At 50.1% G+C, this 11,050-nt stretch carries 9 protein-coding genes; 1 reads left to right on the top strand and 8 read right to left on the bottom strand.

What is annotated here, in order from left to right; genetic code table 11:
- The first annotated feature begins 102 nt into the window (after positions 1–102).
- Entirely contained in the window at positions 103–615 is a 513-nt protein-coding gene (locus AC5JLP_RS01910; protein WP_496066200.1) for an IS630 family transposase, read from the top strand.
- Between the two features lie 108 nt (positions 616–723).
- Here AC5JLP_RS01910 and AC5JLP_RS01905 read toward each other — a convergent pair whose 3' ends face one another.
- The 8 genes from AC5JLP_RS01905 to AC5JLP_RS01870 all read right to left on the bottom strand — a co-directional run bounded on the left by AC5JLP_RS01905 (position 724) and on the right by AC5JLP_RS01870 (position 10,646).
- Positions 724–1,719: an alpha/beta hydrolase gene (locus AC5JLP_RS01905; protein WP_496066199.1), complete on the bottom strand. Its 996-nt coding sequence runs from the start codon at positions 1,717–1,719 to the stop codon at positions 724–726.
- A 213-nt stretch (positions 1,720–1,932) separates the two neighbouring features.
- Positions 1,933–2,802, bottom strand: a complete 870-nt coding sequence (locus tag AC5JLP_RS01900; protein ID WP_496066198.1) for an alpha/beta fold hydrolase — start codon at positions 2,800–2,802, stop codon at positions 1,933–1,935.
- A 66-nt stretch (positions 2,803–2,868) separates the two neighbouring features.
- Positions 2,869–3,519 (bottom strand): MOSC domain-containing protein, encoded by a 651-nt coding sequence (locus AC5JLP_RS01895; RefSeq protein ID WP_496066197.1) that lies wholly within the window; start codon positions 3,517–3,519, stop codon positions 2,869–2,871.
- Positions 3,520–3,760: 241 nt separating this feature from the next.
- Complete coding sequence (locus tag AC5JLP_RS01890) at positions 3,761–4,393, bottom strand: response regulator (protein WP_496066196.1); 633 nt, start codon at positions 4,391–4,393, stop codon at positions 3,761–3,763.
- A gap of 57 nt (positions 4,394–4,450) precedes the next feature.
- Positions 4,451–4,804 carry a four helix bundle protein gene (locus AC5JLP_RS01885; protein WP_496066195.1) on the bottom strand — a complete coding sequence of 118 codons (354 nt, stop codon included), beginning with the start codon at positions 4,802–4,804 and terminating at the stop codon, positions 4,451–4,453.
- 18 nt (positions 4,805–4,822) lie between these two features.
- Positions 4,823–7,081, bottom strand: coding sequence for a CHASE2 domain-containing protein (locus AC5JLP_RS01880; RefSeq protein ID WP_496066194.1), 2,259 nt, complete (start codon positions 7,079–7,081; stop codon positions 4,823–4,825).
- A gap of 17 nt (positions 7,082–7,098) precedes the next feature.
- Positions 7,099–7,941: a DUF928 domain-containing protein gene (locus AC5JLP_RS01875; RefSeq protein WP_496066193.1), complete on the bottom strand. Its 843-nt coding sequence runs from the start codon at positions 7,939–7,941 to the stop codon at positions 7,099–7,101.
- 8 nt (positions 7,942–7,949) lie between these two features.
- Positions 7,950–10,646, bottom strand: coding sequence for a CHAT domain-containing protein (locus AC5JLP_RS01870; protein WP_496066192.1), 2,697 nt, complete (start codon positions 10,644–10,646; stop codon positions 7,950–7,952).
- Positions 10,647–11,050: the final 404 nt, after the last annotated feature.

The raw sequence follows: 11,050 nt of genomic DNA, 5'->3' as shown, positions 1-11,050 counted from the left end.
TCTCTGGAGCGGTCTATGTAATTGTCTTGGTGGTCTATCTAATCGTCACTCAACACGCGGTTTGCCCATCGCCTGTGGAGCTTCACCGTTGACCCACGAAATTTGGTGTTTATTGATGAGACCGGGATGCATTTGGGTTTGACGCGGCTGTATGGTCGTGCTCCCAAAGGTGCACGCTTGTACGACAGCGAAGCGCCTGGTAATCCTGGGCAAAATATTTCCCTGATCGGTGGGATGAGTCTCGATGGCTTGATTGCCAGCTTCAGCGTGGTGGGCAGTGTCAATACCGATGTGTTCTTGTTCTATATTCAGGAGATTCTCATTCCGCAGCTGTGGGTGGGAGCCATTGTCTTGATGGATAACTTACCGGTGCATCATGCGCAGGTGATTCGGGAGGCGCTGGAAGCGGCTGGAGTCAAGCTGGTATTTTTGCCTCCCTATTCACCAGACCTCTCGCCGATTGAGTTGTGCTGGTCAAAGCTCAAGCTGCTGCTGCGCTCTGCCAAGGCGCGCACTCGGGAAGCACTTGACCAAGCGTTAACTCGCATTATCAATGATTGTATTTCCGGCGATGATGCCCTTGGTTGGTTCGCTCACTGTGGCTTATGCATTTGAAAACCGCTGTAATAGGGGAGAGATGGACACGGAAGCGCTGGGACACAAAGACGCGGGAATTCTTTCAATCTTCTGGCTCACCGCGTCTTCCCTTCTCCGCGTCATCTTCTATTGCAGATGTTTCTTCAGTTCAGCGGCGGCTTGCACAAACAGAGAACGGACTGCCGGAACCTCGGCTAAACCATTGAGCAGCCCAAAGTCATGAATCATGCCGTTGTAGCGCACGGTGGTTACTTTCACCCCAGCTTCATCCAGCTTGCGCCCATACGCTTCGCCACCATCACGCAAAATATCGCTTTCTGCAACCTGAATGAGCGCTGGAGGCAAGCCTTGCAATTGCTCAACCGTAGCTTGTAAGGGCGAGGCGTAGATATCTTGGCGTTTTTCTGGATCAGTGATGTACATGTCATACATCCACTTCATTAATGGCGTAGTCAGAAAACGCTTCTCACCAAATTGGTGATACGACTCTGTTTCAAAACTAGCGTCTACGATCGGCCACATCATGATCTGTAGCTTGATGTGAGGTCCTCCGTTTGCTTTCGCCTGCAAAGCAGTAACTGCCGTCATATTGCCACCAACACTGTTGCCAACGACTGCCAGATTTTTGCCATCCACCCCAATCTCTTCACCATACTCTGCAACCCATTTAGTCGCGGCATAAATCTCATTGATTGCCTGGGGGTATTGAGCATCTGGCGTGCGCGTGTAGTTGACAAAAACTCCTGCAAACCCTGAAAGCACAACGAGATCGCGCACCATACGCTTGTGGGTTGGGTAATCGCCCAGTACCCAACCGCCACCATGAATAAAGATGAAAACAGGCAATGTGCCTTTGACTCCTTCCGGTCGCACAATATTGAGCGTAATGGCATACCCATCAGCGGTAATCGTCTTCTCAGACTCTTCAATGCCTGAAAGATCTACCGGAACGGAAGCCTGTGCATCTACAAGAACTTGACGTGCTTCGAGTGGTGGTAATGTTTCTAGAGGCACACCACCTGCATTCAGCAATTTCAAAAATGCCTTTACCTCTCTGGAAAGACGCGGATCATCTGCAACTTCCAAGACTTTCACTGCTGACGAAGTTACTTGAGCGATCATATATTCTCCTTCGGTGGTTGATGGTAAACAATCTGTTGAATTGGCACTACCAAGCTAGCTGACTCGACAATGCCTGTTGATGTACAACGAGCGAGAAAGGGCAATCACCGACTACCCTAAATACTGTTTCAAAAACGCCAATGTGAGACCGAACGCTAATGCTGCGGCTTCTTTACGCAAATGACTGCCAGAACAATCATTAAGCCTTTCTCATTAAGCAGTGATGGGTTGCAGCCGGGATATAAGAAATTGGCTGATATAGGCTGAGATCGCATCCCCATCTTCTTCTAAAGCAAAATGTCCTGTATCGAGTAAATGGAACTCAACGTCTTTCAGGTCGCGCTTGTAAGGATAGGCACCCTCAGCAGGGAAGATATAGTCGTTCTTGCCCCACACAATCAAAGTAGGCGGTTGATATTTGCGGAAATACTCCTGCCATTGGGGATATAACGGTGGATTCGTGCCATAGCTATACAGCAGCGCTAATTGAATTTCACCGTTACCGGGGCGATCGAGAAAATTTTGATCCATCGTCCAGGTATCGGGGCTAATTGCTTCCAGGTTGCGAACGCCGTTAGTATATTGCCACTTTGTTGCCTCCAGCGTGACAAGGTATTCAAGCTTGGCAACATTCTCAGGCGATCGCTCCTGCCAGTAAGCCTTGATCGGCTCCCAGAATTCGCGCAGACCTTCTTCGTAAGCATTGCCATTCTGCACAATCAGTGCTTGCACTCGTTCTGGGTGTTTCGCTGCAAGCCGATAGCCAATCGGCGCACCATAATCCATCACATAAAGGCTATATTTTTTGAGATCGATCGCGGTAATAAACTTCTCCATGATCTCAGCCAGATGATCAAACGTGTAGTCAAATTCATTCACAGTTGGCATGGAACTGTTTCCGTAGCCGGGATAATCCGGGGCAATCAGATGGAATTTATCCGCAAGCGCAGGGATGAGATTGCGAAACATATGGGAGGAGGTCGGAAAGCCGTGCAGAAGTAGAATCGTTGGATTATCACGAGAACCCGCTTCACGGTAGAAGATATTCAAACCGTCGATCGAAACTGTACGGACTGTAGTCATGAGCTTACTCCTTGTAGGGTTATAAAGTTATAAAGAGCGAATGATGGCAGTTTAAGGTAAGTTAATTTACCTCACATCCTGACGGCGACCTTGCTCCTGGAAGTAATTGCGCCAACTTTCGGGTAACGCTTCCAGGTGAGCCGCGCGGTGAAGTAGCGCTGGATCGGTCTGCTCACGGGTATACAGTTGAGTAATATCAGCAACTGTGATGTTGTTCTCGTCTCGGCTGACCAACTCTAGAGTGTCTCCGACCTCGACTTCACCTTCTTGCAAAACGGAGAAGTAAAAACCAGTGCGACGACTCGCAAGAAAACGTTTCACCATATCCGGTCGCCCAAACCGAATGCCGAGCTTATAGCAGGGCATGCGCGGTTGGGTCACCATCAATTGCACATTACCAATCGCAAAGCGATCGCCGATATTCAAGTCCTCTTCTTTCAGCCCAGTAGTGGTGAAATTTTCACCAAAATTACCCATCGTCAACTCAGCGTCAGGCAATTCACCGCGCCAATAGTCGTAATGCTCGAATGGATAGACATAGACGGCTTTTTCTAAACCACCATGAACGGTTAAATCAGCCTGTCCATCCCCGTCTAAGTTGAGCGATCGCACCATAACACGATCGCCGACTGGCTCTTTGAAAATACCTGTGCTTACCGTTTTCCCTTTCCAAGTCACTTCACGCGGAAGCCCGACATTGACAGAGATGAGTTTCATTTGCAGCTCCACAATGTTTAGTCATCAGAAATGGTAACCCTTTATTGGTTTCCATCATCTTTGCTGTCACGCTATAACCGTTTGTATGGCCTTACTTTAGAAGATACACTCGACTTTGTCGTCCACTCCAGGGCTATCATTTGCGTAACCCATCGATTACAAATTGATTGATCCAAAGTATGGGATTTGATTCCAACTTAAGTTTATAAACTCAATCAACTCTAAGTTGGATGTGACAGATTTAAGAGCTGGTAAGCCCCCGTTTCATTGCAATAATGGTTGCTTGGGTGCGGTCTTTCGCTCCCAGCTTGCTTAAAATGCGGTTGATATTCGACTTAACGGTGCTTTCAGTAATTGTTAAGGCAACACCAATTTCTAAATTACTCATGCCCTGAGCGACTAATTGCAAGACTTCTAATTCGCGATCGGTTAATTCGGGATTGTTCATCCGCTCGACTAACTTAGCGCCAACGTGTGATGGAATGTACTGCTGACCGCTATAAACGGTACGAATGGCTGTGCGCAGTTCACTGGGTTTAGAGTCTTTGAGTAAATAGCCTTTTGCACCTGCTCGTAACCCTCGATAGATGTCCTCATCGCCGTCATAAGTGGTTAAGACAATCGTGCGAGCCGTGTTAAATTCAGCACAAAGCGCCGTGATGGCTTCCACTCCTCCCATTTCGGGCATCCGCAAATCCATCAAAGTTACATCAGGCTGTAGCTGACGAAACAACTCGATCGCCTCGATCCCATTCTTTGCGCGACCAATCACCGTCATATCCTCTTCTTCATTGATGATGGCAGCGATCCCTTCCTGAACGATCAGATGATCATCCACAATGAGCACTCGAATCTGAGTATGGGATGTAGACATTGGGGTTAGGTAGAGTGTGGGGTGTAAGGTGTAGGGTGTAGCAAATCTTATTGCGATCTACAACCCTTGAAGATTTTGACGAAGGCGATTGAGTAAGCGTCCTGCACTTTCACACAAACGCATCAGTTCGGTAATGTTACCAATGTAAGTCAAACCATTAGCGAGGAGAAGCAGCGTCTCCAGTTCTTTAAAGCTACCATTAGCAATGCCGAGGAACTGGAGGTATTCCTTACGATGATGCCGCCCATAGCCTTCAGCAATATTTGCAGATACACTAGCTTTGCGAATCTGAGACGTTAAGCCATAGATCTCATGCTTCGGCATAGCTTCTGTCGCTTGGTATACGGCTCGTGCTAATTGCATTGAGACTTTCCAAACCTCTAAGTCACGATAGCTTTCCAATTTACCCATACCCCACACCCTACACCCCTACGCCCCAACTATCACAATGATTTCTGTACCTTGGCCTGGCTGACTTTGGATCATTAATTCACCATGCATCCGCTCAGCCCGTTCACTCATGCCAATTAGACCAAAGCCCCGCTCTAGAGAGACCTGAGTTACATCAAAGCCTTGCCCATTATCTTTAACTCGCAGAAGGCACTGCGTTTCCTCATACACTAACTCGATGTCAATGGTTGTAGCATGAGCGTACTTAATGGCGTTAGTGAGGGCTTCTTGCCCAATTCGCAAAAGATGGTTCTCAACGTGGGGTGATAAAGCGTAGGTGACTCCAACGATTTCACAGGTGAGCTGAGTCTGGCTGGACACCTGCATTTGAGCGGTCAGGCGTTTGAGGGCACTTGGCAAATCGCCTTCTTCCAGGAGTTTGGGACGCAAGGCAACGACCGATCGCCGCGCTTCTGCCAGTCCAGAACGCGCTAACTCATCCACGGTTTCCAGGTGTGTTTCTGCCTTGGCTGGTTTTTTAACCATAATTTCCATCGCGGCTCCCACATGCAGCAAGATGCCCGTAAACGCCTGGGCGAGAATGTCGTGAATTTCGCGTGCCATGCGGTTGCGTTCATCCAGCAGGGAGGCTTCTTCAGCCCGCTTGCGATCGCTAATGTCCTGCCCGATTCCAACAGATAGACGATGATCAAGCTGAACATTTGCCCAGGCGGTGTTTACTAAGCGATCGTCTTTGGTTCTAATTTTTAGATCGAGCCAGGTGCCAGTGGCGGCTAACATATGGTCTAAAATCTGCTCCCGATGTTCTGAATCGGAACTACATTCAGCGACCAGGTCAATATTCTGCAAATCGGCAGATGACCAGCCCAAAATTTGCTCAAACTGATGATTGACAAACTCAATGCGCCCCGTGGCGTCGTAAAGCGTAATCATTACCGGAATGTGATCCACGATCGTTTGGAGAAGCTGTTTCTGCTGGCTTAAGGTCTCTTCTGCCTGTTTTCGTTCAACAATTTCCTGTTCCAGGTTCAGGGTGCGCTCTTCGACCTTTTGTTCAAGTGTGTGGGCATACTCCTTCAGATTTTCCCACAATAAATAGCCATGGCTGGTGATGGCAGATCCCAGTAGCGCCAGCAACGGTGGGATGAGCATGATCCACCAGCCCAGCAGAAAGAAGCCATAGGCACCGCCACAAAGAGCGATGCCTAAGAGAATCACTCTCACTAAGGCTTTTCGTGGTGATGAGGCTGTCCAACCAATGACGGCTCCGATCGCAGACCAAAGTACCAGCCATACCCATTCCATTGGTTCCGGGTAAACGTTCAGTAGTGGTCGCCCATCTAAAGCAGCGCTCAACAATTGACTGGTTAATAGCGCGTGGACTTCAACACCAGCAGGTACGGCAGTAGAGTCAGTGGTGTAGGAAGTAAAAAATTTGTCTTTGAGACTTTCTGCGGTTAACCCAATCAGGACGATGCGATCGCGCACCAGATCGCGTGGCAACTGACCCTGCAAAACATTCGTCAGCGAGATCGTGCGAAACCCTTGCTGGAATCTGGGAAAGTTAGACAGAATTTGATAGCCACCCGCATCAAGACCCACATACCCACCAGTATTGGTTTGCAATGGCTTAAAGACGGCTCGACCCAATCGAAATTTTGTCTGATCAGCATTAAGGGGTTGGCGGCGAATGCCTTGTCGATCAAGGTACAAAAACGCTAGGCGTGCTCCCAGCGCGAAGATTGAGCGATTGTCCTGAGTCCTCAAATACAACAAGCTGCGACGCACCCGACCATCCCTGTCTAGTAGCAGATCGCTGGCACTGACTTGATCACGCTGCTTCAAGAGCGGTGGGGCTTGAACGACTTCACCGTTCGCTGCTTTAATCACATTCTCAATGCCAATTAAGTTTGGTGTGGTCGTGAAAACGTTGACCAATGCCTGATGTCCCGGTTCAACGGGTAGATCGCGAAAAATATCCAGACCAATGACTCTGGGCTGCTGTTGTTTGAGCGTAGTGATGACGCGAGCTAGCGCTGCATCAGACATGGGCCATTGCCCAAGCTGTTTGATATCTGACTCATCGATCGTGATGAGGACAATGCGATCATCAACGGCTTCAACGGGACGAAGGCGAAACATCTGATCCAGCGCCACTAGCTCCATCAGTTGTAGTGCGCCTGTAAAACGCAGCAGCAGCAAACCTCCGGCAATGCTCGGAACGGTAATTAAAACGCCACGCCATCGCCAAAGCTGCTGCTTTAAAGTTGTCCACATGGAATAAATGCGATCGCTCAACGTGGGTTTGTAGTCTCTGGGTTGCTATCAATCATGGGATCCACTCCTCCTGCTTGCAGCAGTTCGCGCCAAGCGGTGTTGGCGGTTGAGTCATTCGGTTGACTACGTTTTAGCTGAAACAGAAGGGCGAGGGCATCGTACCAGGCATTCACTTGCTGATAGAGCACTAGCTGTTCCTTGAGTGATGCCTGCTGGATTTGACGTAGACGACCCGAATCAATCGCAAGGCGTTGCACCATGCCTGTGACAAAGCGATCGTCCAGGCGATCGTTCAGGTTGCAAATGATGGCAAACGCCCAGGTATAGGACTGATCCACCGCTAACGGGGGTGTTTGCGCGGGCAGGGTAATGCTGATGAGTTTGGGAGTCGCGGACAGGGCAATCATGGTGCGATAAATCCCTTGACCCATCCGGCTGCGAAGGCTAAACTCTGCATTCTTTGCACTGGTTTTGGGCACATAGACGAGAAAGGTCGGACGCTCTGCCACTGTGAGTCCTGGTTTTGTCATGGGGCTAAGGGCAGTGAGTAAGGGGCTGGTTGTTACTCCCACATCTTGAGGGCAGTTGGTTGGATCACGCCGTCCCCCAGCGGAGGAGCTACCCGGATTCGTCGGGGGTGGCGGGGGATTGCTTTGTGCAAGTTGTCTCTCCATTCGATCCCCCCATCCCCCCTTAAAAAGGGAGGGTAAGAGTGGCTCTGTTTCCCCCTTAAAAAGGGGGACTAAGGGGAATCTTTGTTGGAATATTGCTGGCGAAGCTGTCCCAGGCACGATCGCCAGTTCTAAACCCAGAGCGATGCTGATGGGAATGCTGCTTAGAAGCACTTTAAGGTCAGCCATAACGTTTTTTACAACCAATTTCCTAATAGAACAAATGGTGCCCAGTAATAAGGAGAAGTGTAATCGTCTTGATGTAATAAAGCGACCTGAGCACGACGCAACGCCTCCGCTTTCGTCACTCCAGGCTTGCCTAACTCCCGGTAAAACTCGATCATGAGCAATGCTGTGGAACGATCGCTGACCGACCACAGCGAGGCAAGCGTACTGCGCGCCCCCGATCGCACCGCTACCCCTGCCATGCCCAACGCTGCGCGTTTATCGCCAGTTGCGGTCTGGCACGCGCTCAGTACCAGCAGTTCGATCGGGTTAAGCTTGCCCTCCCTGGAACGAAGCAGTTGATCCAATTGTTTGACGTTGATGCGCCCATCCCAGGACAAAACAAAGGTGTCATCAGCCTGCGAACTAAACTGACCGTGCGTTGCCAGATGCACAATGGATGAAGCATTGGAATCAATCTGAGCTTGCAGCGATTGGCGGGTGAAGGACTGATCCAGCAACATCTGAGCGGGAATTTCGGCTTTAATTTGCTGCATTTCAACTGCTACATTGGGCAATGCCGCAAAGCCTTCACGCGCTTGACTCAAGCCTGCCAGGAGTCCTTGTAGCCGCGATCGTTGCAGCGATCGCGGTTGCAGCAATTGCAATCCGGGCGTGAGCACCACACTGTACTTTTCAATCAAATATTGCTGTTCATCATGGAGGGCTGCCATTGGCAAACTGCGAAGTAACCCATCCGGTACAAACACCAGAGTTTTCACACCACTTGCTGCCAGTTCAGCCTCTACTGGCTTTAGCAGCAGCTTGTAGACCTGTTGAGCAGCAGGCAACCAATCCTCCACAAAGGCAGTGGGTCTGAGCGCTTGACGCATTTGAGTGAGACGGTGTTCGACTTCCACCTGGGGTAGCAATGTCTTGTGATAGCGCAAGGGCTGGTTGGGCAGTGCCACAATGACGGCTAACTGGTTGGGCAGCATGATGGGGTAAATGACCGCTGCCTGCGGATCGATCTGGTCGATGTTGACGGGACGCGCGTTGGTACAAGCCTCTCGAAAGAAGTTGTCAAGTTCTGCCAATTGCAGCGCTTCGATCACTTCACGCGCTTGTTTCAGGTTTGACTGGTTGGGCGCGTTGCTGTCAGTCTGCAACAGCAGTTCTACAAACTGTCGATAAACGGGTTCGACGCTTTCTCGAAACGAAAATTGTACCTCTGGATTAATTGCTGCCAAATCACTGCGAAGGGATTGCAAGGTTTTGACCGCTGAACCATAGGCAGCAGTAGCGTTGTGTAGATCTCCTGTGGATGTACAGGACTGCGTGCCTTGACAGAACACTCGTCCGAGTTGCCATTCCCATTGATAGGCAATGTCAGGCGCGTTAATCGACTGAGCGAGACTGAGCGCCTGTCGTGTCAGCGTTTTGGCAGCGTCCCATTGCTGGGTGCCTTCATACAAACTGCCCAAGGTTCCAAGCACGTAGGATTCAACACGTCGATCGCCCAACATGCGAACCTGTTGAAGCGCCGTAGCAAGTTCCTGAGCTGCGGCTTTAAGAAGATTGGGAGATGCCACCTTCCCATCACGGCTGATTTTGATGGCGCTTTGAGCCAAGTCAATGCGGGCATACGCAGCTAGCCGACCAGGAGGTAACTGGGCAAGCTGAGATTGAATTTGCGGCAGCCAGCGATCAACTGCTGTTGGGCGATCGCTGGCTGCTAGCAAATTGAATTGGGCAAGTTGAATCTGAGTTTTTACTGTAAGCGAGGGAGCAAGCGCTACAGCTTTTTGATAGAAGTCGAGGGCTGCATCCGTTTCTCCCTGGGAGCGAACCGTGTTTCCCAAACTGAACAGAATACCGCTGATATCGGATGTAGGTACTTTGCCTTGAAGTTTCTGGGCGATTGCTAAACTCTGTTCCAGGACAGTCCGAGATTGCTCTAGATTGCCAACTAACCGCAACATCTTGCCGAGATTTCGCAATCCTGTCACTTTGAGACGCGAATTGGGTTGACCTTGGAGGGACTGCCCCACCTGCGTCAGTAGATTCGTCGCTCGTCTGTACAACCCCTCTGCCTGTAAAACCCTTGCCTGATTGATCTGGCTCCCTAACACTCCGCTGGTATCGTTTATTTTACGGTAGACAGCTTCTACCTGTTCCCAAGTTGCCAACGCTTCAGAGGCTTTCCCTTGAACCAGTTGTAGCTTTCCTTGAGTAGTCAGAACCTGGGCGAGAAAGAGTTGTAAATTTGGAGTTTGGAGTTTGGAGTTTGGAATGAGGGCAAGGCTGGTCGCGATCGCGTCATTCGCCTGTGTCCACTGTCCCAAATCGGCAAACGCGGTGGCGAGGAAGCTGAGAACGAGTGCTTGATTTAGGCGATCACCGTTCGTTTCGTAACTGGTGGCGGCTTGTTGCCAGAGGGCGATCGCGTCCAAAAGTCGCCCTGCCTGATAGTAATCTTCTGCCTGTTGCACTTGGGCGAAAGGAGAAATTGTAGAAGACGGCAGGGTCTTTGATGCCATCTTGATCCGCTCTATATCCTCCGCCTTCCAGTTACCAGCCTCTTGAAAACCACCTGCAATCCCAGCGTGCAAGCTAATCGCGACGAGCCATCCCAACAGAGCCAAAGGGAGCGATCGCCACCATCCCCTGCCTGAAAAGAGGCGTTGTATGACGCGATTGATTTGCCCGCCCCGGTATCCCTCATTCATGACATTGTGTGGCTCCTTCCGATGCTGATAGCAGCGAATATCGGTTTTTGGCTGGGTTTGTACTTTATCGTCGCAGGTTTTGCAAAGCCAGACCAGACTAGATAGATAAGTTAATCCAATTTAAGCCGTTCAGTATGGTGCATCTGGAGGTTAAGGAAGTCATTCAGAATGACGCTGAGAGGTTTACGATCTCGTCTCCGTGGCCCTCTGTCTCCACGTCAGCGTATCCTCCAATTACCGGATACGCCTTACTAAGCTTTGACCATGTAAACTTTAGGCATGGTTGATAAAGCACTGAGTGATTTCCTGACGTTGTGGGTGACAATCGAACCGATCGGAACACCTGTTTTTTTTGCTTCGTTGTCGGCACATCTAGCTCAAACGCAGCGCCGTAAGTCGCGCTT

Source organism: Stenomitos rutilans, from assembly GCF_059505485.1.
Note: the sequence above shows the minus strand (reverse complement) of the source record. Positions and strands in the feature narration are given on the sequence as shown.

What these genes read in the sequence shown, in the direction of transcription:
- AC5JLP_RS01905 (WP_496066199.1), bottom strand. Translation starts at nt 1,719, where the DNA reads ATGATCGCTCAAGTAACTTCGTCAGCAGTGAAAGTCTTGGAAGTTGCA.
- AC5JLP_RS01900 (WP_496066198.1), bottom strand. Translation starts at nt 2,802, where the DNA reads ATGACTACAGTCCGTACAGTTTCGATCGACGGTTTGAATATCTTCTAC.
- AC5JLP_RS01895 (WP_496066197.1), bottom strand. Translation starts at nt 3,519, where the DNA reads ATGAAACTCATCTCTGTCAATGTCGGGCTTCCGCGTGAAGTGACTTGG.
- AC5JLP_RS01890 (WP_496066196.1), bottom strand. Translation starts at nt 4,393, where the DNA reads ATGTCTACATCCCATACTCAGATTCGAGTGCTCATTGTGGATGATCAT.
- AC5JLP_RS01885 (WP_496066195.1), bottom strand. Translation starts at nt 4,804, where the DNA reads ATGGGTAAATTGGAAAGCTATCGTGACTTAGAGGTTTGGAAAGTCTCA.
- AC5JLP_RS01880 (WP_496066194.1), bottom strand. Translation starts at nt 7,081, where the DNA reads ATGTGGACAACTTTAAAGCAGCAGCTTTGGCGATGGCGTGGCGTTTTA.
- AC5JLP_RS01875 (WP_496066193.1), bottom strand. Translation starts at nt 7,941, where the DNA reads ATGGCTGACCTTAAAGTGCTTCTAAGCAGCATTCCCATCAGCATCGCT.
- AC5JLP_RS01870 (WP_496066192.1), bottom strand. Translation starts at nt 10,646, where the DNA reads ATGAATGAGGGATACCGGGGCGGGCAAATCAATCGCGTCATACAACGC.